This window comes from Rhodothermales bacterium (assembly GCA_039944855.1).
In the GTDB taxonomy this organism is placed as follows: domain Bacteria; phylum Bacteroidota; class Rhodothermia; order Rhodothermales; family JANQRZ01; genus JBBSMX01.
Genome location: JBDUXZ010000003.1, coordinates 86597 through 108467 on the forward strand (window position 1 = coordinate 86597; position 21871 = coordinate 108467).

Sequence of the window (21871 nt, forward strand, 5' to 3'; positions counted from 1 at the left end):
CGCGAGGGGGAAGCGTCGAGGCGCAGCATGCTGCGCCCGCGCAGCGAGATCAGTTCAGCCGGAGGTTGAGGCCGATGCGGTGGATGTTGCCGAGCCGGTCGAACCGGTTGAACCCGTAGTCCACGCGGAGGTCGGGGCCGAGGCCGGGCACGACGAGGCCGACGCCGAAGCTGGGCACGGTCGCCTCTTCGAGGCCGAACTCGTAGCCGGCGCGGAGCGCGAGCGTCTCGTTCCAGACGTACTCCGTGCCGATGTTGAAGCGCTCGGCGTTGTCGTTCGGGTTCGTGAGTTGGCCGGAGACAGTGACATCGTGCGGCCCGCCTGTGTCGAAGCCGAGCGCCTGGAGCGGCTTGTAGCTCACGCCGAGCAGGAACGTCGTCGGCGGCTCGATCCCCTCGAACTCCACCTCCTCTACGGTGCCGTCGAGCGTCGTCCGCGCGATCGTGCCGCCGGGGCTGATCTGGAAGCCGAAGTTGCGGATCGCCACGCCGAAGCGGACGCCGGTGTCGCCGACGCGGTACGCCACGCCGAGGTCGAGCAGGCCCGCCTGCGCAGAGACGTCGGCCGCCGACTCGCGGACGTATTTGCCGGTCACGCCGTAGGAGAACAGGTCGGTGAGCGCCTGCGAGACCGTCACACCGAGGGCGATGTCGACGAGACGGAACGTCTCGCCGGTGCCGGAGGGGCCGGAGAACTCCGTCGTCACGTCCATCTCGCCGGAGTCGAGCGCCTGCAGGCTGAGGCCGACCGTCGCCGCGCCGAGCGGCGTGTTGATCTGGGTGAAGCCGGCGGCGTAGTGGAGCTTCACGTCGGCGACGTAGCTGGCCGTCGCGAGGCCGATCTGCGTGCCGCCGCGCGCGGCGAGGGCGGGGTTCCAGAAGAGCGCGCTCGCGTCGTCGGCGCTCGCCACGACGGTCCCGCCGAGGGCGGCGCCGCGGGCGTCGACCGGCACCTTGAGGAACTGGAAGCCCGAGGTCCCGGCCCGGTCCTCGCCGAAGGCGGGGAGGAGCTGGGCGCTCGCCGGCGCGGCTGCCGCGAGCAGGAAGAGAACGAGGAGGAAGCGCATGCGGGCGGCCGGTTAAAACTCGAAGCTCACGCCGATGAGGACGTGGCGCGGCGGGAGGAAGCGGGCGGGGTTGAGCGGCGGGAGCCCGCTCGTGTTGGGGTCCTCGTAGCGCGGGTCGCGGAGGTTGCTCGCCACGTCGTAGGCGCTGTTGCCACGGAGCGTCGTGAAGTCCGTCCCGGCCTCGACGTCGGGGTAGCCCTCGCCCGTCACGGGGTTCACGAGGACGGCGTTCTGCTGGTTGAACACGTTCGTTACTTCGAGCGAGAACACGAGGTCCTGCCCGACGACGGCCACGCGGCGCTGGAGGTTGAAGTCGAACCACCACCACGCCTTGCCGACCTCGGAGAACCGCCGCTCGGGGTCGTCGACGGTCTCGTAGATCGGGCGCCAGTCGCGGTCGCCGGTGAACGGGTTGACCTCGTTGCCGATGAACTCGACGGGCGTGTAGCGCTGCCCGCTGCGGAACGTGGACGAGAGGTAGAGCTGGAAGCGGTTGAGGCCGGGCACACCCCAGAGCGCGTTCGGGCGGTCGTAGGAGAACGTCGTGCTCGCCTTGATATCGAGCGGGCGGTCCCACGCGAGCGGCGTCTCGAACGTGTTGTCCACATTCCCGTCCTGGATGAGGTCCTGCAGCGCCTCGGAGTTGGTCGAGGCGAGGCCGGTAGCGCGGGAGTACGAGGCGTTGATCTGGCCGCGGAACCAGTCGGCGATCCGCTTGATGTAGCTGACCTCGATGCCACGGACGCGCGCGAAGTCGCCGTTGACACGGAGCGCGCGGTTCGTCGTCCGCCCCGTGGCGTCTTGGACGGACACGCTCGCGACGGTGATGAAGTCGAACTTGTCGCGCCAGAACGCCGTCACCGTCAGCGCGTCGTTCTGCGTGATCTGGTTGCGGAAGCCGAGCTCGTACGAGATGTCGACCTCGGGGTTGAGGTTCGGATTCCCGAGGTCGCCGAAGAACGAGCGGTCCTGGTAGAACGGGTCGAGGTTGGTGTAGACGAACGTCGGGTGCGGCTGCCGCATCGAGTGCCCGTAGTTGAAGAAGAGCACCTGGTTCTCGCGGACGGGGAAGCTCACGCGGAGCTTCGGCAGGAGCCGCGTCTTCCAGCGCAGCCCGAAGAGCCCGAACGACTCGTCGAGGTAGCCCTCGCGGATCGCCGTGGGGATTGTGTACACGCTGTCGGCCACGAGGTCGTCGACGTACTTGCCCGGCGCCCAGAATTCGGCGCGGAGGCCGACGTTCGCGATGAGGCCGTTGTAGCGGAACTGGTTCTGCACGAAGAGCGCCGTCTGCCGCGGCTTCACCCGCCACACGTCGGAGGCCTCGCCGAGCCGGTTCGAGCGCGTCGTGTCGCCCTCCGCCGTCACGATCGGCGCGCCGATCCACGGGCGGATGATGTCGATCCACTGGAGGTCGTTGAGCTTCACGTCGAAGCCGGCGCGGACCTCGTAGCCGCGGTTCGCGGTGAACCGCGTGTAGCTCCCCTTGAGCACGACCTCCTCGGCGAAGTGGTCGTGCCAGCGCGTGGCGAGGCCGCCGTTGTTGAAGAGGCCCGGCCCGGGGAGGACGTAGAGCACGTTCGGGTCGACGGGGTTGCCATTCGCGTCGACGAAGAGCGAGGCCGGGAAGTCGACGATGCTGGCCGGGTCGAGCTCGGCGCTGACGTCGTCGGGCCGCCAGTCGCGGCCGTTCGCGTCGGCGCGGAGCCGCGTGAAGAGCCGGCTGGCCTGCACCTCGTAGTACGACTGGTTGTTGAGGACGTGCGTCCACTTGAGGTACGCGATGTTGTTGTCGTGCGCGTATGTGTTCGCGTTGTCGGGCTGGAGCGCGAAGGCGTACTGGTAGCCGGGCCGGATCACGTCATCGTTCCCCGTCACTTGCAGCATCCGCGTGTTCTGGTTGACCGTAAGCGAGCGCTGGTAGCTGCCCTGCAGCTTCATCCCCGGCTTCGGGAGATACGTCAGCTTGCCGAGCCCGCTCCAGCGGTTGTCGGTGCGCGGCATCCAGCCCGTCCCGTCGAAGAGGGAGGACTCGACCTGCGTCGGCGTCGAGACGAAGCGCGTGAACTCGTCGGAGAAACGGACCTGGCCGGAGCTGAAGAAGCGGAGCTTGCCGGGGAGGATCGGGCCGGAGAGCGAGGCCTCGTAGATCTCCTGGTTCCACGTCGAGCCCCAGTCGTCGTTGAAGCCGACGTTGTCGCGCTTGTGCGAGAACGAGCCGCCAAACTCGTCGCCGCCGTCGCGCGTCGTCACCGAGACGACGCCGGACGTGGCCCCGCCGATGTCGGCCCCGACGCCGCCTGTCGTGACCTCGACTTCGGCGAAGGCGTTCGCCCCGAGGTCGAGCCCGAAGCCCGTCCCGGAGAGCGGGTCTTTGGCGCTCACGCCGTCCACGATGAAGCCGGTCTCGTCGGCCCGCCCGCCGCGGATGTAGAGCCCCGTCGGGTCCTGCACGACGCCCGCCTGCGTGGCGACGACGGCCTGCACCTCGCGCACCGGCGCCGCCGCGATCTCATCGCGCCCGACCGTGTACGCGCTCGACGACTGCTCGACGTCGACGAGCGGGCGCTCGCCGATGACGACGATCTCGCCGCCGGTTTCGAGCACGGCCTCGCCGAGTTCGATGTTGAGCGTCGTGACACCACCGGTGTTGACCTCGATCCCGGTGAACTGCTTCGTCTCGTACCCGACGAACGACGCCTGCACGGTGTAGTCCCCCGCGCGGAGCCCTTCGATGGCGTACTCGCCGTCGAAGTTCGTCGCCGCGCCGCGGCTGGTGCCGAGGACGAGGACGTTGACGCCGGGCAGGCTCTCGCCCGTGTCGGAGTCGGTGACGGTGCCGACGAGGCGGCCCTGCGCCGCGGCGATCGAGACCGAGCAGGCGAGGAGCGGGAGAACGAGCGCGAGGCGCAGCGCGAAACGCATGGGCGGTGGGGAGAGAGTCAAAGCGGGATTACCGGGGGAAGTCGAGGGCGTCGAGGATCAACTTCACGGCCTCGATCGGGGCGTCGGCGTCGCCGTCGGTCCCGACGAGGTACGGCCCGCCGTTGAGCTCGCGCACGAGCGGGACGGCGAGGAGGGCGACGCGGCTGTCGCCGCGGAGCGAGGCCAGCGCCGAGGGGCCGGGCCACGGCACGTTGACGTTGCCCTCGTCGAGCTGGCCCGTCAGCTCGCCGGTGTAGAGCGTGCGCGCGCCAGCGCTGACCGGGTAGCCGAAGAGCGGGATCGCCCGCGTCGCTTCCAGCGGCGGCAGCGTCGTGCCGCTCGGGAGCGCGTCGGCCGGGCTGAGCTCCGCCCGCGGGTCGAGCGTCATCGCCTGGGCGTACTCCTCGTACTCGCTCCCCGGCCCGAAGTCGAGCAGGCCGGCGAGCGGGAGCACGGCGAGCGCGCTGTTACCGAGGTTGTCCTCGGGCACGGACGGCAGCCCGACGGGGACGTTCACGAAGAGGCTCCCGCCCCGGTCGAAGAAGTCGTCGAGGAAGCCCGCGACGAGCGGGAGGTTGTTACCGACCGCCCGGTTTGTAGCGTTGAGCGAGACCCAGTAGATATAGTCCCAGAAGTCCAGCGTGGCGCGGAGCGTCGGGTCCGGGTTCGACGGGAGGTTGTCGCTGTAAGCCAGCACCTGCGTCGAGCCCTCTTGGAACGGCTCGGCGAGGTACCACTCGTCGTAGTTCCCGGCGCCCGCGTACTCGTCGAGGATCCGGCGGTGGTACGGAAGCACGAGGTAGTTCCGGCTCTTCCGGTAGTCGTTGACGAGGAGGATCGGGCTCGTCACGCGCTGCACGAACCACGTCTCGCCCGCGTCGGGGTCCGGGTTGGGATACACCGCCGTCTCGCTCCGAAACTCGGCCGCGTCGACGGCGCGGAGGTAGATCGTGTTCACCGCGTCGGTCCGCAGCCCGGGCACGCTAAACTCCGACGGGACGCCGCTGCGGCCGAGGAGCAGGCGCGCCTCGGTCTCCGCCGCGCCGGGGTCCTCGGCGACGAGCGTGATGAAGTCGACATCCGCCGGGAGGCGGACGAAGCCCGCGGTCGTGTCGTTGAGCGCGACTTCGATGGCGGCGAGGTTAATCACGCCGTCGAGGTCGTCCGCCGAGAAGGCGAACGAGGCGGCAGGCCACGTCGTGTCCGGCGGCGCCTCGGCGGAGCTGATGCGCAGCGTCGGCGGGGAGTTGCGGACGGGGAAGACCGTCCGCGCGGGCGTCGGGTCCGTGAGCCCCTCGTTGTCGATCGCGCGGACCTCGAAGGCCACGTTCGCGATCGGGGAGCCCGGCGGGATCGGGAGGAGCACGAGCGAGTCGCGCCGCGTCGTCCGCGCCCACCCCTCGGCGTCGCCGATCGTCCCGGTCTGCGCTTCATCGTAGAACCGGATCTCGAACGCCTCGACGAACCCGTCGGGGTCGGTGCCGGCCCAGTTCACCTCGACGAGGCTCGTGAACCGCTGGTCCTCGTCGAGCACGTCGGTGAGGTCGGAGACGCGGACGGCGAGCTCGGTGTCGGGCGGCTGGTTCGCGTTCATGTCGCCCGAGATGCCGCCGTCGCACGCGGCGAGGAGGGCGGGCGTGGCGAGGAGCCCGAGGCAGAGCAGGAAGACCTTGAGTCGGTACATCGGTTGGGCGTTGAGGAAGAGCGCGAGGGGCCGGGTCTGGGCAGACCCGGCCCCTCATCGGCTCTAGGGGGGATTACTTGACGAGCGTCATGCGGCCGGTGAGGACCACGTCGCCCGCGGTAAGGCGGTAGACGTAAACGCCAGCGGCGAGGCCGCCCGCGTCGAAGTCTGCCTCGTAGCGGTCCGCCGCAAGCGTGCCGTCGACGAGCACCGCGACCTCACGGCCGAGCACGTCGTAGACCACGAGCGAGACGGGGCCGGCCTCGCCGACCTCGAACGCGATCTTCGTCGCGGACGAGAACGGGTTCGGGAACGCGCGGTCGAGCGCGAAGCCGGCTGCCAGCGCGTCGCTCTCGGCGTCGACCGTGATCATGATGTCATCCGCGCTCTCCGGCAGCAGCTTGTAGTTGCCGAAGGAGAAGGTCCAGATCCCCTGGATCGCACCGACCATCATCCCGTCGTCGAACGTGTCGATGTTGAACCCGCAGTCGATGGCGTCGGAGGCGTCGTCGGCGCGGATGGCATTCGCCTCCGTGCCGTCCGAGGAGAACGCCCACTCGCCGAAGCCGGCCCCTTCGGGGCAGCCCGTGCTGGTAGCGCCCGGGTCAGCGTTCTCCTGCGTAATCGTGACGTTCACGAAGCGAAGCGCCATACCCTCGTGGGCTTCCGCCGTCGCGTCGTCCTGCGCGAGCACGCCCGTCGGGACGACCTTGTAAGCGTAGGGATCGCCGCTCGAGGTCACAGTCAGCGTGGCGTCCTGAAGCTCAGTCACGCCGAAGTTCTCGGCGATCGTCGCTTCGGAGACCGAGACGCGGTCGCCGGGCTGGAGCCCGAGGCCCGCGATGTCGACCGTGACCTCGACGAAGATGCCGGTCCACGGGGCGAGCGTCTCGTTGTCCTGGATCGTGAGGAAGCCCGAGGTCTCGACGTCGCTCATCACGATGCCCTGGAGGGCGATGTTCGTCGTCGTGATGCCGGCGAACGGGCTGGCGCCGGGGCCGCCGTCCGCGGTGAGTTGGATGTCCTCGATGCGCTGGATGCCGTTGAAGAGCACGCGGTACGTCCTGGCGGGGCTCGTCGACGAGTCGCCGTCGGTGTCCGTCGCGGTGATGGAGTACGTCACGAACGCGCCGTCGGCGACGGCGGGGACCTGGCCACTAAAGACGCCGGAGCCGTCGTCGGTGAGCGTCACGTCGCCGGAGGCGCCGTCCGTCGACTCGTACGAGAGCACGACGCTGGCAACCGGAGCGGAGCCCTGCGTCACGCCGACGGAGATCGTCACCGGCGCGTCGCCGGGCACGTCGTCGGGACCCTGGATCGCGCCGAAGACCGGCGGCGACTCGAGCGACTGGAGGTCGTCGTCTGTCCACGGCGCGACGGTAAACGCGGCGGCACCGGGCTCGATGTCGTTATCGAAGTCGAACGTCGGGAAGCTGACGAAGCCCTGGACCTGGATGACGGCGCCCGTGGACGGCGGCACGAACGGGTCCTCGGGGGAGCGCGTCGCGTAGGGCGGGTTGGGGTAGCCCGGCCCGCCGTTGCGGTCGTTGCGGTAGCGGAGCGAGATGTCGTCGGAGTTCACCACGGCGCTCGCGCCTGAGGAGCGCCACTGGAAGTTCGGGCGGCCCGCGTCGGCGGCCACGCTCGCCTCAACGACGGCTTCGTCGAAGAAAACGTACTCGTTGTTGTAGACGTTGAAGTTCGTCCAGTTGGCCTGGTAGAGGTCGTTGCCGTCACCGTCCTGCCCGACGACCCGGTTGAGGTCGTCCGTCGAGACCGCGATCGGCTCGACGATCGCGTCCGGCAGGCCGAGGCTCTGGTACGTCCCGACGAGCTCGAACACGCTCGGGCTGATCTGGACCGTCGTCCCGAACGGGTCGACCGTGCCGATGATGTCGTAAACGGAGCCGGGTACCATCGTGAGCACGGAGGCCGAGCCGTCGACGATCTGGATCGTCATGCCGGCGTAGCCCTCGGAGTTCGCCGTGGTGTCGCGGACGAAGACGTGGACGCGGCCCGGCGTGTTCGTCGCGTCGACCCACGAGGCGTTGCCGGAGTTGAAGGGGTCCGTGAGCACGACGGCCGTGAAGAGCACTTCCTGCCCGTCGAGCGGAAAGGTGATGTTGTCGTCCACATCGGCCTGCGTCGCGTCGATGCCGAGCGCCTGAAGCGTGGCGAGGTTCTCGGTGGGGACGCTGTTGATCTCACGGATCGTCACCTCGGTCTGCGCCGCCGCCGTCTGAACGAAGGGGACGAGCATCGCCACGAGGGCGAGCAATCGGGTAGCGGTTTTCATGGTCGGAGTCGGATTGTGGACGGAGGAATAGGAAGCGCGCCGGAGCGCGAGGAGCAGGGGTGCGGAAGCTAGCGGATGACGACAAACTTGCCGGTCTGCGTGTCGCCGGTGTCGAGGTCGCGGACGGAGAAGAGGTAGAGGCCGCCGGCGATCTGGAGGCCGTTCTCGGAGAGGATGTCCCACGCGTATTCGCCGCCGGCCGTCACGCGGTTGTCGCCGCTGAGCGCGGTGTACCAGCCGATGTCGCTGCCGGTGCGCTCCCCCGCGTCGTGCTGCATCTCGGCGACGATCTCGCCGGCGACGGTGTAGACGCGGATCTCGGCGCGGGCCGGGAGGCCGGAGAAGTAGAGCTTGCGGGCGACATTCCCGCTGCCGGTGTCGGCATCCCACGCGGCCTGCACGCGGTACGGGTTGGGGTAAACGACGGGCGTCGGGCGGTCGCTCCCCGTCACGGCGTCGGCACCGGGGAAGACGCGGACGGCGTTCGTCGCGCGGCTCGACTCGAACGTGGGCAGCCCGGCGGCGAGGTCGCCCTCGTCGAAGGCGGTCACGGCGAAGCCGTACTGCCACCCGCTGAGCAAGCCCTCGGCGACGTAGCGGTACGCGTAGCTCCGGGGGTCACCGGGGAACGTCACGGGCGCATCGAGGCGGATCGCGTCGAAGCCGGTGTTGAAGCCAACCTCGTTGCCGGCGGCGTCGTACTGCGCGAGGAGGTCGGCCTCGCCGAAGAGGTTGCCGTCGCGGTCGTCACCCGGATCGGTGCGGTAGATGCGGTAGCCCTCGAAGTCGCGGCGGCCGGTGATGGGGTCGACGCTGTCCTCAGAGGCCGTGTCCCAGTAGAGGATCGCGCGGCCCTGCTCGACCTCGACGCGGAGGCCGGGCGACGCCGGCGGCTCGGGGATGAGGTAGCGGTCGAGCTCGCCGTTGTCGTTGACGTCCTCGCCGGGGTCGAGCACGCCGTTGTAGTTGAAGTCCTCGCCGGTGTAGGTCCGCTGCGCCCAGAACACGTTGTTGCGCAGAAGCGCCCGGCTCTCTTCGGTGTCGACGGAGCGGTTACCGAGCCCCTGGAAGGCGGGGGGCTTGAGCGCGGTGACGAACGCCCACGTGACGGTGATCGTGCCGCCCGGCGCGACGCGGGGGAACGGCCCGACGGAGAACGCGCTGATCCAGTTGCCCTCCGACGTGAGGCCGTCGGTGGCGAGGCGCTCGCGAAGCGGGACGGCGTCGCCGGGGAGCGGCTCACTGAGCGGGGTCGGCGTCGTCATCCGCTCGTAGCGCTCGAGGTCGTTCTGCGGGCGGTTGAGGACGCCGGTACCGGAGAACTTCCACCAGCGGGGGTTGGCGCGGGGCGCGGGGTAGCCGAGCGCGCGGTACTCCTCCTGCAAGAAGGGGTGGAAGAAGCGCGTGCCGTCGCTCGGGTCGTCCCACTCGGCACCGAGGAAGGTGATGGCGCCGTACGTGTTGAGGCTCTCCTCGTCGCCGCCGGCGTTCCACGCGTACGAGACGAACTGGCTGTCGGGCGCGGCGTCGACGAGCGTGCCGTCGTCAGCGTACTCGGGATAGCCGAGGAAGCCGCGCGCGCCCTTGTTGAAGAACGCGCTGCCCTGATCGCCCGACGTGATGATGTTGCGGACGACGAGGTCGTCCCACATCCCGACCCACACCGAATCCCACGGCTGGTCGGAGATGTTCGTGATCTCGTGCTCGACGATGACGAAGTACTCGGTGAAGGGGAAGCTCCACGCGTAGCTCCGGCTCTCGACCGACATCCCGAGCTGGCCCGCCGGGTCCGGCGTCGGCGTGAACGTGCCCGGCACCACGCTCGCCGTGTCGACGAAGGTCGAGATGAAGTCTTGCTGGCTGATGGCGAGGGGCGAGAACGCGGGGTCGGTCGGGAGCGAGGACTGGCGGCGGATGAGGCTGGCCTGCGTCGTCTCGTAGCCCGTAGAGCCGGGCTGGTAGCCGGCCGAGCTCGTCACGGCCGCCGTGCGGACGGTGAGGAGCCCATCGGCGCGGCGAGCACCGACCCAGAGCCCGGCCTCGAAGAGGTGTTCGATCCCGCTCTCGAGCGGGTATTCCATCGACGGGTCGCCGGAGCCGGCGGTGCCGCGGACGGCGGGGTTGCCGTAGAACCCGGCGTTCGAGACCGTGAACCCGAGGTTGCCGATGTCGTGCGTGGCCTCCTCGAACGGCTGCGCCTGCGCGGGAACAGCCCCGAGGAGGAGGAGCACAGCGACGGACACGCGAAGGAGAACCGGACCAACCCGGCGGAGCACAGAGCGCAAAGCGGACATGCAGAAGGTGGGAGTCGGGACGCGGAAGGGTGGAGACGGGGCTCACGCATCGCCAACATACACCCCGCCTGCACCCAGAGAAAGCCGGCACAGCGGCTTAACTGAGGATTAACGTCGAGGGGACGCCCCGGTGCCCTCCCGCTCCGCCCGGCGCGTATGGACATAGTCGGAAACGTGCGGCCCGTAGGGCACGAGGAATGGCCCCAGATGATCGGCCCCGCGCACGGTACTCCGGCAGTTCGCCGCACCGCACGTGCACGGGAAGTCCGGCATCGTCTCGCCGTAGAACGTGGCGTAGTCGAGCGTGACCTCCTCCCCCGCCGCGATCGGCCGCCGCGCGACGACGTCGAGCCCGTCGAGCCACGCCGTCGGGTCGCAGCTGTGGTTGACGGGCCGCCATTCCTCCGGGTCGTCGCTCCACATCACCCAGACCTCGTCGGTGAGCGGCCACGCGTAGCGGGCGAACCAGTCCTTCCGCCGCTCGTCCCAGTGCCGCTCGACGTGGCTCCGCGTGACGAGCACATGCGGCTGCTCCTCGTAGTGCTGCACCGTCTTGCCTTCGGCGATGGGCTCGGTGGCGAACGTGCCGTAGTCGCCGCCGGGGCGTTCGCGGACCTCCCACGGCTCATGCCCGCGCCGGTGCCGCGCGAGCGCCGCCGCGAGGATTTGGGCGACGAAGCCGCGATGGCCGGCTTCGTCGTGCTGGAGGATGAGGTCGGCGCTGCCGGGGTCGGAGGGCGGGTAGAAAATCGCGCAGTTCGGGTTGATCTCCAGCAGGTACACCTCGCCCGCCGCGTCGACGCGGAAGTCGCACCGCCCGTAGCTCACGCCGCCGAGGCCGACGAACACGCGCCGCGCCGCCTCTTTCAGCCGCTCGGCGAGGGCGTCGTCGGCGCAGGGGCGGGCGTGCATGCCGTGGTAATCCACCCACTTCAGGTGGTAGTGCTTGAACGTCTCGCCTTCGGGGAAGCTGAACTCGATCGGGACGTAGGCCGTCGGCTGCTCCGCATCGTCGGGGTTCTCGGCGACGAGCACGGTGAACTCGCGGCCCTCGACGAACTCCTCGACGAGCGCCCCGCCGTACGTCTCCATCATCCGTTCGACCTGCTCGCGCAGCGCCTCGGCCGTTTCGACGCGGGAGTCGCGCGTGAGCCCGATGCTGCTGTAGCTGTTCGGGTGCTTGACGATGAGCGGGAACCGCAGCGTCTCGGCCCGCACCACATCGTCCAGCCGCCGGACCATTACCGATGCAGGCGCGGCGATGCCCCACGCCCGTGCTACGCGCTTCATCGCCTCGCGCGACGGCTCGTAAAAGCGGGAGTCCGCGCCAGTGAACGGGAGGTCCAGCCGCTCCAGCGCCTGCACGACCTCGATCCCCGGCTGGTCCGCGTCCCACGCGCCGTCGCACAGGTTGAGGAAGACGTCGTACCCCTCCCGCGCGAGGGCGATGAGCTGCGGCACGGCCGTCTTCTTCGTGAGGTACACGAGGTCCGCCTCGTGCCCGTCGAGGTAGACCGTCGGGTCGTACGGGATGTCGTCGGCCGCGAGCGGCTGCTCGGAATCCTCGACGTGGTAACAGAGCACGCAGACGCGCATCGAAAAGAGTGGTTGGATAGCAGGAACGCGAAGTCTACGCCACGTCAGCAATCCTGCGCCGCGTCGGAGTCCACGTCCCCCCTCCTTTGAGGAGGGGGACAGGGGGAGGTCCTCAACGGCACCCCCTCAATGCTCCCCCCGTCGCTCTTCCAGCACGAAGCGGATCGCATCGATTACAGTCTCGGGCTGCTCGAACACGAGCCGGTTCTCGAAACGCAGCACGCGGACACCCCGCGTGCGCAAAAACGCCTCTCGCTCCGCGTCATACTCCCTCCGCGCAGGACCCTCGTGGCTCGCCCCGTCGAGTTCGACGGCGAGTCCGAACTCAGCGCAGTAAAAGTCGAGTACGAAATGCCCGATGCTATGCTGGCGTCGGAACCGAACACCGTCGAGTTGGCCGCGACGGAGCATTTGCCACAGCGCACGCTCGGCCGGGGTCGCGCGGCGGCGGAGCGTGCGGCGGACGGGCTTCAAGCGCTTGAGATTGTCGTAGAATCGCTTGCGGGCCATGTGCGGTGTGGCAGATGTAGCGGACCTCCCCCTGCCCCCCTCCTCCGAGGAGGGGGGACGTGGACTCTAACGTCTCACCTTGGACGAAGGGTGTAGGAGTGTGTACGTGTGGGAGTGGCTCGAACCTGACGTGGGAAGCACTCCCGAACGCCCGTACACACTCTATGCTACCCCTCGGTCTCGCCCGCCGTCCGCTTCGGACCGACGCTGTGCTCGATGAGGTCGAGGATGCGGTGGAGCTTGTCGGCCCACGACGTGGGCTCGGTGTAGCCGTGCGGCTCGACGGGCGCGATCGCCAGCTCCCAGTCGCGCTTGCCGAGTTCAATCAGGCGCTGGCTGAGGCGGAAGATGTCCTGCGGCTGCACGTTGTCGTCGATGAGCCCATGCGTGATCAGCAACGGGTCCTCCAGCCCGGCGGCGAAGTTGATCGGCGAGGAGCGGGCGAAGGCGAGGGAGTCCTGCGTCGGCGTGTTGAGGATGTTGGCGGTGTAGGTGTGGTTGTAGTGCGCCCAGTCCGTCACGGAGCGGAGCGCGGCACCGCCGCCGAAGTGCTCGGGCTCCGTGAAGAGCGCCATCAGCGTGAGGAAGCCACCGTACGAGCCGCCGTAGATCGCCACGCGCTCCCCGTCGATCCCGAACTCCTCGCCGACCCACTCGGAAGCGTTGACGTAGTCCTGCAGGTCGCGCCCGCCCATGTGTCGGTAGATCGCCGTACGCCAGTCGCGGCCGTACCCTGCCGAGCCGCGGTAGTCGATGTCGAGCACGAGGTAGCCAGCGTCGGCGAGGAGGTTGTGGAACTGGTACTCGCGGAAGTAGCTGCTCCACCAGCGGTGGACGTTCTGGAGGTAGCCCGCGCCGTGGACGAAGAAGACGGCCGCGCCGTTCGGGTTCTCGGGCCGGTAGATCCGCGCGGGCACCGCGGCGCCATCGCTCGCGGGGATCGTGACGATCTCGGCCTCGCGCCACGGGTACGCCCGCCACGCCTCCGTCGTCGACTGCGTCACCTGCCGCACCGGCGGCTGCCGCCCCTCCGGCGTCTCCCCGACGAGCGGCGGCTCGACGAAGACTTCGGGCGGGCGGGTGCTCTCGGAATGGAGGATCGCGAGCCACTCCTCGTCCGGCCCGAGCGCGGCGTCGTTGCGGCCGACCATCCGCGTCAGCCGATCGCGTTCACCCCCACCAACGGGCATCCGGTCGTAGTGCCACTCGAACGGCGAGCCCTCGCTGCTGCCGAAGTACCACCAGTCGCCGCCGCGCGAGAGCCGCACGTCCTCGACCTCGAAGTCGCCGCTCGTGACCTGGCGCGTCGCGCCCGTCGCCACGTCGACGGTGTAGAGGTGGCTGTAGCCGGAGGCCTCGCTCTGGAACCAGAACGTCTTCCCGTCGGGCAGCCAGCCGACGCTCGACGTGCCGCCCCACCACGAGATGCCGGGGCCGGCGACCCACGCCTCGTCGCGCTGCCGGTCGAGGCTCGTGACGGCGCCCGTCGCGGGGTCGAGCCGGGCGATCCAGCGGTCTTTGTTGTCGTACGTCCGCACGTCGAGCACGGCCCACTGGCCGTCAGGACTCCAGTACGGCCCAAACGCGAGGAACGTCCGCGAGGAGTCCGCCGTCTCGCCGCGCTCACGCGCGTAGTCCGGCGCGTCGAACGCCCCCGGCAACGTGCTCAGGTCGACGGCGAACGTCGTGTCCCGTTCGAGGTCCTGCACGTAGAGCGTCTGCGTGTCACCCGCCGCGCCGACTTTCGGGCGGGCCTTCATCTCCTCGGCGTAGCCGGAGCGTGTCACGTAGTCGGTCATGCTCGTCTGCGTCGGCTTCGCCTCGGTGGCGAGGACGAAGGTGACGAACCGCTCGTTGGGGCTGAGCTGGAGCTGCTGGACGTTTTGGTCCCCGATGTAAAACGTCGGCGGCAGCGCGCGCGTGGCCTCTTCCCGTTCCTGCGCCGCGTCGCGAAGCGAGTCCTTACGCGCGGCCTCGCGTAGCACGTCGAAGAGGTCGAGTTGCTGGCGTTGGAGGAAAGCATCCTGCGCGCTGGACTCGGCGTCTTTCGGCTCGTCCCCCTCACGTAGGTCGGTGTGCTGGCGGACGAGTGCGGTCCCGAGGTCGAGCGAGTACACCTCGCCATCCCTCGTGAAGACGACGCGCTGCCCGTCGGGCGAGAAGCGTGGGTTCGATTCGCGCTCGCGCGTGTCGGTGAGCCGCCGGAGCGTGCCGGTGTCGAGGTTGTAGAGCTGCACGTCGCCGTCGCGGGCGAACACGCGTTGCGAGAAGTCGGCGTCGTAGGCGAGCCGGTCGGCGTGCCAGCCGGCGAAGCGCGGCGGGAGGGCGCGGCGCACGGCGGCGGGCACCTGCTCGGGCTCGGCGTCGCCCGGCCGGACGCGGTAGAGCGAGTCGGCCGGGAACTGCCCCTGCGGGTTCCACGCGAAGTAGACGTAGTCCCCGGCGTCGGTCCAGTGCACGCCCGACGGCCACGCGCCGATCCACATCTCGGGGTCCTGCGTGATCTGCTCGATGGTGAGCGGCGGACGCTCGGCCTCCTGCGCGGCGACGGGGACGGAGAGGAGTGCGGCGAGGCCGACGAGGACGAGCGGGCGGAGCGGCATGGGCAGAGGCGTAGACCGGGGAACGTGCGGCGGAAAATACGCGCCGTCGCCGTCACGCGCTGCCGTCACGCACCGCCGATGCGGAGCCGGTCGGGCACGTCGTTGCGCTGCGGCTCGGGGTTGACGAGGCCGCCAGTGAGCGGGAGTTCAAACGCCGTCACGAACGGAGCGACGACGGAGAAGAAGAACTCCTGCTGGAACTCGACGAAGTCCTCGGCAAACCGGCCCTTCTCGTCGAGGTGCCCGAGGATGTCGACGTAGAACGTGCGGGGCCAGTCCGGGAAGCGCTCCTGCGCCTCACGGAGGAGGGCGACGACGTCCTGCGCGGCGCGCTCGAACGGGTGGTCCGGCTCCACGATGTGGTAGAGCGAGACCGTGTTGTCGAAGTTCATCGAGAGGCCGGGGGCCTCGGGCTTCTTGTAGTCCGGGACGAGCACGAGCGCGACGGTAGGCTGACAGAGCGGAGCCCCAAATTAGGGGCCGGTCCACTGGCGGCGCGGCGAGGAATCTGAAAAGAACCCGCGCCGCGCGGCCTCATCGAATCGGAGCCCTCACCGCAGCAGCGTGACCCGCTGCGCGAAGCTCCCGCTCGCGCTCTCCAACCGCACGACGTAGACGCCGGCCGGGAGCGCGCCCGCCGCCAGTCGCACCGCCTGTGCCTCGGCCGTCGCCGGCCCGTCGTGGAGCACGGCCACCTCGCGCCCGAGCACGTCGTAGACGGCGACGCGGGCGGGCCCGGCCTCGGCGAGGGCGAACGTCAGCGCGGTCTCGGCGCGGAACGGGTTCGGCCCCGCCAGCCGCAACGAAGCCTCGCGCTCCGGCACTGCGCCCGGTTCCGTCGCGACCGCCGCGCGAGCGAGCCGATAGACCGACCCGAGATACCCGAGCACGTAGAGTTCGCCGTCGGCCCCTTCGCCGAACGAGGAAAGCAGGAAGTCCGCATCCAGCAACTCTGTGTTCGCGACGGCCCCGCTCACGGGGTCGACGGCCAGCGACCAGACCTTTCCGCTGATGAAATCGCCGTAGATGTACGTCCCGACCAGCTCCGGCAGGGCCGTCCCGCGGTAGACGTAGCCGCCCGTCACCGAGCGCCCATCGCTCCGGTCGTACTCCCACACGGGCAACATGAGGCCCTCCATCGAGCAGTCCGTCCTCGGGTTGTAGCAGTGCAGCGCTTCCATCACGTCCCACCCGTAGTTGCCGCCGAGCACGACGCGGCTTACCTCCTCGTAGCTGTCCTGCCCGACATCGCCGAGCCACAGATCGCCCGTCTCCGCGTCGAAGGACATGCGCCACGGGCTGCGGAAGCCGTAGGCGTAGATCTCGTCGCGCTCCGGCCCATCGCTGCCGGCAAACGGGTTATCGGGCGGGATGCCGTAGGGCAAGCCGGGGTCCGGGTTGTCCACGTCGATGCGGAGGACGGAGCCGAGGAGGGTCGTGGGGTCCTGCCCGTTGACGGCCTGCGTCGCGCTGTTGCCCCCGTCGCCGAGTGGGAGGTAGAGGTAGCCATCGGGGCCGAACGCGATGCTTCCGCCGTTGTGGTTGAACTCCGGCTGCGCGACTTCGAGCAGCACCTCCTCGCTCGACGGATCGGCCACCGGCGGGTCATCCGCCGACCGGCTGAAGCGAGAGAACACGGTGCGGCGCGTCGCCCCCGTTCCGGCCACGTACCCGACGAAGACGTAGCCGTTGTCGGCGTAGTCGGGATGGAAGGCGAACCCCATGATTCCCCCCTCCAGGTTGCCCTCTCCGACGCGGTCCCGGATGTCGAGGTAGATCCCGAGCGGGCGCTCCCCTTCGATCACGCGGATCGCCCCGCGCTGTTCGGCGACGTAGATCCGCCCGGCCTCGTCATGCCGGAGATCCGTGATGGGCCTGAAGTTGACGCCGGTAAACACCTCCTCCAGCGTCACCTGCGCCGTCGCTGCGGGCGCGGCGATGCAGAGCAGGATGATCGAGAACAGGAGGCGGAACGTGGGGGCGAAAGGGCGCATCGTATGCGTCGTGGAGTGGGTTCGGTCGGAGGCGGGGCAGTCAGCGGGGCGGTCAGCGGACGAGCATCACTTTCAGCGTGTGCTCGGCGCTGCCGGACGTCAGCCGCACGACGTAGAGGCCGGCCGGGAGCGCACCCGCCGCCAGCCGCACCGCCTGCGCCTCGGCCGTCGCCGGCCCGTCGTGGAGCACGGCCACCTCGCGCCCGAGCACGTCGTAGACGGCGACGCGGGCGGGCCCGGCCTCGGCGAGGGCGAACGTCAGCGCGGTCTCGCCGCGGAACGGATTCGGCCCCGCCAGCCGCAGCGAAGCCTCGTCACGCTCCGGCACCCCGACGGTGTCCGACGTGCCCTCCTGGAAGAAGCGGTAGACGCGGCCGTTCTGACGGACGAAGTAGAGCTCGCCGGCCGCATCTTCACCAAAGGAAGTGAGCGTGCTGAAGGTGCCGACAGCGAGCGCCTCATTCGTCACCGGACGGCCCGAATCGTCGAGCGCCCAGAGCTGCCCGCTGCAGTAGTCGCCGTAGATGTAGCGCCCTTCGAGCGCGGGCACGTCGCTGCCTCGGTAGACGTAGCCGCCGGTGACGGAGCAGTGGGGCGATCCGGACTGGCTGCTGTACACCCACGCGGGGAACGTGAGGCCCTCGGGATCGCACGGCCCGTCGAAGCAGGCGTTGCCCTCGTACGTATTCCAGCCGTAGTTGCCGCCGTCTTCCATCCGATCTACCTCCTCCCACGCGCCCTGGCCGACGTCGGCGATCCAGCCCTCGCCGGTCTCGCGGTCGAAGGAGAAGCGCCACGGGTTGCGGAGGCCCCAGGCGTAGATCTCGTCGCACGAGCCGCCCGGCCCGTCGGCGATCGCGTTCGGCGGAACGGTGTAGTTCGCGCCCGGGCCGCCGCAGTCGGGCGCAGTGCCGCCGCCGTCGACGTCGAGGCGGAGGATGGCGCCGAGGAGCGTCGTGGGGTCCTGCCCGTTCTCTTCCGGGTCGCCGCCGGAGCCGCCGTCGCCGAAGGAGGCGTAGAGGTAGCCGTCGGGCCCGAAGGCGAGGCCGCCGCCGTTGTGGTTGCTGAACGGCTGCGCGATGTCGAGCAGGACCAGCTCGCTATCGGGGTCGCCCTGCTGCGGGTTCGCCGTCGAACGGGAGAACCGCGAGACGCGCGAGCGCAGCGGGCTCGCCACCGTGTAGTTGACGTAGAAGTACCCGTTCGTCTCGTAGTCCGGGTGGAACGCGAGCCCGAGCAGCCCCGTCTCGCCGCCGCTCGTGACGCGGTCATCGATGTCGAGGAAGACGCTCGTCGTGCTCACGTCGGGGTCGTTGTCGAAGACGCGGATGACGCCGCGCTGCTCGACGACGTAGAGGAGGTCCGGGTTCACCGGGTCGTGCTCGACGCCGACCGGGCTGCTGAAGGTGAGGTTGGGAAAGGCGAGGTCCGCGCTGAGTTGGGCGGATGCGGGGGCCGCGAAGGCGAGGAGGAGCGCGGCGAAGAGGAGGGGGCGCATGACGGACGGGGTCGTGGTGGGCGATGCGGGGCCGATATATACTAAAAAACGGCGCAGCTTGGAAGGCGGATCGGCACCACCCGAGCAGATGGGAACGCCTGTGCGAGCGGCCGGCCGGACAGGAGGCACGATGGCCCGGCGCCTCGTCGTTGATGTAGCTTCCGCCCTTTCCCGTTCGCCTTCCCCTCCCCGATGCGGTCCCTCCTCTTCCTGCTGCTCGCCGGGGCGTGCGCGTGCACGCTCGGCGCCTGCGCGTCCACCGCCGATCCGCCGGCTCTCCCTCCCGTCCCCGAGCGCGTGACGGCGTGGGAGGCGTGGCGCGCGGCGAAGGACTCGCTCTTCCGCAGCCCGGCCACCCCGCTGCTGCCCACGCAGCAGGGCGCGTTCCGCGGGCTCCCGTACTTCGACTACGACTCGACGCTCGCCTTCGCCGTCACGCTCGACCCGACGCTCCAGCGCGACACCCTCCGCATGGCGACCTCCACCGGCGAGCCGCGCGACTACGTCCGCTTCGGCTCGTTCTCGTTCCCCTTCGATGGCCGCCGCCACCGCCTCGCCGTCTTCCAACCGCTCGACCCGAACGAGCGCCGCCTCTTCCTCCCCTTCGCCGACGCCACGAGCGGCGGCGCTACCTACAGCGCCGGCCGCTACCTCGACTTCGACCCGGCACCGGACGGGCGCTACGTGCTGGACTTCAACTACGCCTACAGCCCGTACTGCGCTTACAACCCGAGCTACAGCTGCCCGCTACCGCCGCCCGAGAACAGGCTGCCCATCGCCGTCCGCGCGGGCGAACGGAACGCGACATCGGCCTGAACCGGGCGGCTTCCCCGTCAGCGGTCACGCTCACCCGTCGTCGTCGTCGTCGTCGTCGTCATCATCGTCGTCGTCATCGTCGTTCCGACGTCGGTCGTCGTAGCGCCCTCGGTCATTGTCGCGGTGTCCCCGGCGGCGGGCGCGGTCGTCACGGCGGGCTGAGCGCTCGAGGTCGCGGGTGATCTCTCGGTAGACCCGGCGCTGCCGGCGGTCGAGTTCACGCTCGATGCGCTTATCGGCGTCGCGCCACCAATCCCGCGTGCTGCGCTCGGCGGCGCGGCGCGGGAAGGGATAGGCCCGGTCCCGATCCCGCGAGCGGACGCGGCGAACGCGGTCGTAGGCACGGTCGGTGAGGAGCTGCGTAATGCGCTGCTCCTGCCGCCGATCCAATCGGAGGGCGCGGTCGAGCGAGCGGACGTAGCGGTTGGCATCCTGGGAAACGCGCGAGTAGATGACCCGCTCGGCCCGCGTCGAGGTTCCACGGGTGTCGGGGTAGCGGCGGTCGTTCCGGGTGGTCTGGGTCCCGAGCGGCACACAACCGGCGGCGATCAGGCTGATGCCGACGAGGAGCAGCAGGGAGAGGGTCGAGCGAGATGTGGGAGTAGTCATGAGGCGGACAGCGATATGTGGCGGGTGGGGTGGTGGAGCCTCCACGCAACGAGCCGCACGAACGCTCTCCGAAGTCACACCCCGCCTACGCTTCGTGGGGAGCGTCCGGCACCTCGCCCCCCTCGTCCAACGCCGCCTCGACAGGCTGCACCGACTCGGCGGGCTGCGCTAGCGACTCCGGGAGTTCCGGCTCCACCGTGAGCGTCACAAACTCCGGTTCGTCGGACACGGTAAGCGCGAACGGACCGAGGCGGGCGGGGTCTCCCCCGGCGGCGGCCACGTACGCGCCGAGCGACTCCTCGGACCACGTCGGGCCGGGGATGCCAAAGAAGCGGTGGAGTTGGCCGAGCGTGGCGTCGGTGTGGAAGGCGAGCTGGAAGCCCGGCCGCAGCGGCGGCGTCTCCGCGTACGGGTCGAAGAGCCGATCCATCACCGGCTTGAGCCGGCGGCGCAGCGTGACGAAGACGTGGTCGCCCGGCCGCAGCCGCGTCGCCCCGCGCGGCATGATCACCTCCGTGCCGCGCACCACGAGCGTCACCACCACGCCGTCGGGCATCGAGAGATTCCGCAGCTCCTGCCCGGCCACGCGCGCCGACGGCGCCACGGTGTACTCGACGATCTCGCCATCCACGTGCCGCAGCGCGTTGATCTCGACCGTGAGCGGCGGCTCGGGGTCGGAGGGCTGCACCAGGCCCAGCCGCCGCGCCACGTTCGGGAGCGACCACCCCTGCGTCACGGCCGAGACGAGCACGACGAAGAAGACGACGTCGAAGAGGAGCGCGCTCCCCTCGATCCCGGCCATCAGCGGGAACGTGGCCAGGGTGATCGGGACGGCTCCTTTCAGCCCGACCCACGAGAGGAACGTCAGCTCGGCCGGGCGGAACCGGAACGGTAGCGCCGAGACTACCACGGCGAGCGGCCGCGCCACCATGATCAGCACGAAGGCGATGAGCAGGCCCTCGCCTGCCACCGCGAGCAGGCGGCTCGGGAAGCTCAGCAGGCCGAGCATCACGAACAGGACGATCTGGCCGAGCCACGCGCCGGCATCGTGGAACAGCCCGATCCCGCGCTTGAACACGAGGTCGCTATTGCCGAACACGATGCCGGCGAGGTAGATGGCGAGGAACCCGCTGCCGCCGAGGACGGCCGCCAGCCCGAAGGCCAGCAGCCCGAAGGCCGTGACGAGGACGGGGTAGAGCCCCGCCGCGTCGAGGTTGATCCGGTTGACGACCCACGCTCCTCCCTTCCCGACGGCGAGCCCCACGCATGCGCCCACGCCGAACTGGAGCACGAACAGCAGGACCAGCGCCCCGGCCGAGTCCGCGCCCCCCGTGATCACCTCGACCAGCCCGAGCGTCAGGAAGATCGCCATCGGGTCGTTGGAGCCACTCTCGATCTCGAGCGTGGCCGAGAGCCGCTCCGGCAGCTTGAGACGGCTGGCGCGGAGCACGGAGAAGACGGCCGCCGCGTCGGTCGAGCCGACGATCCCGCCCAGCAGCATCCCGTGCAGCAGCGGCACCCCGAGCACCCACGCCGCCGCCAGCCCCGTCAGGACGGAGGTCAGCAGCACGCCCACCGTCGCGAGCGAGAGCGCGGGCCGCCACCCCGAGCGCACGGATCCCAGCGAGGTGCGGAGGCCGCCGTCGAAGAGGATGAGCGCGAGGGCGAGGCTCCCGATCGCATTCGCGAGCGCGTAGTCCTCGAAGGCGATGCCGCCCACGCCCTCAGAGCCCGCGAGCATCCCCACGCCGAGGAAGAGCACGAGCACGGGCATGCCGAGGCGCGCGGCGAACTTGCTCGACGCAATCCCGAGCAGGAGCAGCACGCCCCCGGCGAAGATGAGGCTGTTGATGGCGAACATAGCGCCCTTAACGCAAGGCGCTCCGCCAGGTGCCCGCCCCCCTCGTCACCGCCTCTTCCTCGGGCTCCTCGTCGCCCGCGAGGTCACACCGCCCATCGCACAAGAACGGAGGCCGCCGC

General features: G+C 69.8%; 14 protein-coding genes. 1 reads left to right on the plus strand and 13 read right to left on the minus strand.

Features of this window, described 5'->3' with window-relative positions; translation table 11 throughout:
- Positions 1 to 49: 49 nt before the first annotated feature.
- The 11 genes from ABJF88_01655 to ABJF88_01705 all read right to left on the minus strand — a co-directional run bounded on the left by ABJF88_01655 (position 50) and on the right by ABJF88_01705 (position 18466).
- Positions 50 to 1066: a PorV/PorQ family protein gene (locus tag ABJF88_01655; protein ID MEP0545615.1), complete on the minus strand. Its 1017-nt coding sequence runs from the start codon at positions 1064 to 1066 to the stop codon at positions 50 to 52.
- Between the two features lie 12 nt (positions 1067 to 1078).
- Positions 1079 to 3991 (minus strand): TonB-dependent receptor, encoded by a 2913-nt coding sequence (locus ABJF88_01660; protein ID MEP0545616.1) that lies wholly within the window; start codon positions 3989 to 3991, stop codon positions 1079 to 1081.
- 28 nt (positions 3992 to 4019) lie between these two features.
- Positions 4020 to 5675, minus strand: coding sequence for a hypothetical protein (locus tag ABJF88_01665; GenBank protein MEP0545617.1), 1656 nt, complete (start codon positions 5673 to 5675; stop codon positions 4020 to 4022).
- A gap of 73 nt (positions 5676 to 5748) precedes the next feature.
- A complete protein-coding gene (locus ABJF88_01670) occupies positions 5749 to 7971 on the minus strand; it encodes a T9SS type A sorting domain-containing protein (GenBank protein MEP0545618.1) in 2223 nt (740 codons plus the stop codon).
- A gap of 68 nt (positions 7972 to 8039) precedes the next feature.
- Entirely contained in the window at positions 8040 to 10214 is a 2175-nt protein-coding gene (locus tag ABJF88_01675) for a hypothetical protein (protein ID MEP0545619.1), read from the minus strand.
- Between the two features lie 159 nt (positions 10215 to 10373).
- Positions 10374 to 11861, minus strand: a complete 1488-nt coding sequence (locus tag ABJF88_01680; GenBank protein ID MEP0545620.1) for an SET domain-containing protein-lysine N-methyltransferase — start codon at positions 11859 to 11861, stop codon at positions 10374 to 10376.
- Positions 11862 to 11987: 126 nt separating this feature from the next.
- Positions 11988 to 12371, minus strand: coding sequence for a DUF559 domain-containing protein (locus ABJF88_01685; GenBank protein MEP0545621.1), 384 nt, complete (start codon positions 12369 to 12371; stop codon positions 11988 to 11990).
- A gap of 167 nt (positions 12372 to 12538) precedes the next feature.
- Positions 12539 to 14974, minus strand: a complete 2436-nt coding sequence (locus ABJF88_01690) for a prolyl oligopeptidase family serine peptidase (protein ID MEP0545622.1) — start codon at positions 14972 to 14974, stop codon at positions 12539 to 12541.
- A 65-nt stretch (positions 14975 to 15039) separates the two neighbouring features.
- Entirely contained in the window at positions 15040 to 15411 is a 372-nt protein-coding gene (locus ABJF88_01695) for a hypothetical protein (protein ID MEP0545623.1), read from the minus strand.
- Positions 15412 to 15525: 114 nt separating this feature from the next.
- Complete coding sequence (locus tag ABJF88_01700) at positions 15526 to 16968, minus strand: PQQ-dependent sugar dehydrogenase (GenBank protein ID MEP0545624.1); 1443 nt, start codon at positions 16966 to 16968, stop codon at positions 15526 to 15528.
- 52 nt (positions 16969 to 17020) lie between these two features.
- Positions 17021 to 18466: a PQQ-dependent sugar dehydrogenase gene (locus ABJF88_01705; protein MEP0545625.1), complete on the minus strand. Its 1446-nt coding sequence runs from the start codon at positions 18464 to 18466 to the stop codon at positions 17021 to 17023.
- 192 nt (positions 18467 to 18658) lie between these two features.
- Between ABJF88_01705 and ABJF88_01710 the strand changes: the two genes are divergently transcribed.
- Positions 18659 to 19282, plus strand: coding sequence for a DUF1684 domain-containing protein (locus ABJF88_01710; protein MEP0545626.1), 624 nt, complete (start codon positions 18659 to 18661; stop codon positions 19280 to 19282).
- A gap of 30 nt (positions 19283 to 19312) precedes the next feature.
- Here ABJF88_01710 and ABJF88_01715 read toward each other — a convergent pair whose 3' ends face one another.
- Positions 19313 to 19891 (minus strand): hypothetical protein, encoded by a 579-nt coding sequence (locus ABJF88_01715; protein MEP0545627.1) that lies wholly within the window; start codon positions 19889 to 19891, stop codon positions 19313 to 19315.
- Positions 19892 to 19976: 85 nt separating this feature from the next.
- Positions 19977 to 21752 (minus strand): potassium/proton antiporter, encoded by a 1776-nt coding sequence (locus tag ABJF88_01720; protein MEP0545628.1) that lies wholly within the window; start codon positions 21750 to 21752, stop codon positions 19977 to 19979.
- Positions 21753 to 21871: the final 119 nt, after the last annotated feature.

Bases quoted from the DNA above. Each gene is read 5' to 3' on its own strand.
- ABJF88_01655 (MEP0545615.1), bottom strand. From the start codon at position 1,066: ATGCGCTTCCTCCTCGTTCTCTTCCTGCTCGCGGCAGCCGCGCCGGCG.
- ABJF88_01660 (MEP0545616.1), bottom strand. From the start codon at position 3,991: ATGCGTTTCGCGCTGCGCCTCGCGCTCGTTCTCCCGCTCCTCGCCTGC.
- ABJF88_01665 (MEP0545617.1), bottom strand. From the start codon at position 5,675: ATGTACCGACTCAAGGTCTTCCTGCTCTGCCTCGGGCTCCTCGCCACG.
- ABJF88_01670 (MEP0545618.1), bottom strand. From the start codon at position 7,971: ATGAAAACCGCTACCCGATTGCTCGCCCTCGTGGCGATGCTCGTCCCC.
- ABJF88_01680 (MEP0545620.1), bottom strand. From the start codon at position 11,861: ATGCGCGTCTGCGTGCTCTGTTACCACGTCGAGGATTCCGAGCAGCCG.
- ABJF88_01685 (MEP0545621.1), bottom strand. From the start codon at position 12,371: ATGGCCCGCAAGCGATTCTACGACAATCTCAAGCGCTTGAAGCCCGTC.
- ABJF88_01690 (MEP0545622.1), bottom strand. From the start codon at position 14,974: ATGCCGCTCCGCCCGCTCGTCCTCGTCGGCCTCGCCGCACTCCTCTCC.
- ABJF88_01700 (MEP0545624.1), bottom strand. From the start codon at position 16,968: ATGCGCCCTTTCGCCCCCACGTTCCGCCTCCTGTTCTCGATCATCCTG.
- ABJF88_01705 (MEP0545625.1), bottom strand. From the start codon at position 18,466: ATGCGCCCCCTCCTCTTCGCCGCGCTCCTCCTCGCCTTCGCGGCCCCC.
- ABJF88_01710 (MEP0545626.1), top strand. From the start codon at position 18,659: ATGCGGTCCCTCCTCTTCCTGCTGCTCGCCGGGGCGTGCGCGTGCACG.
- ABJF88_01715 (MEP0545627.1), bottom strand. From the start codon at position 19,891: ATGACTACTCCCACATCTCGCTCGACCCTCTCCCTGCTGCTCCTCGTC.
- ABJF88_01720 (MEP0545628.1), bottom strand. From the start codon at position 21,752: ATGTTCGCCATCAACAGCCTCATCTTCGCCGGGGGCGTGCTGCTCCTG.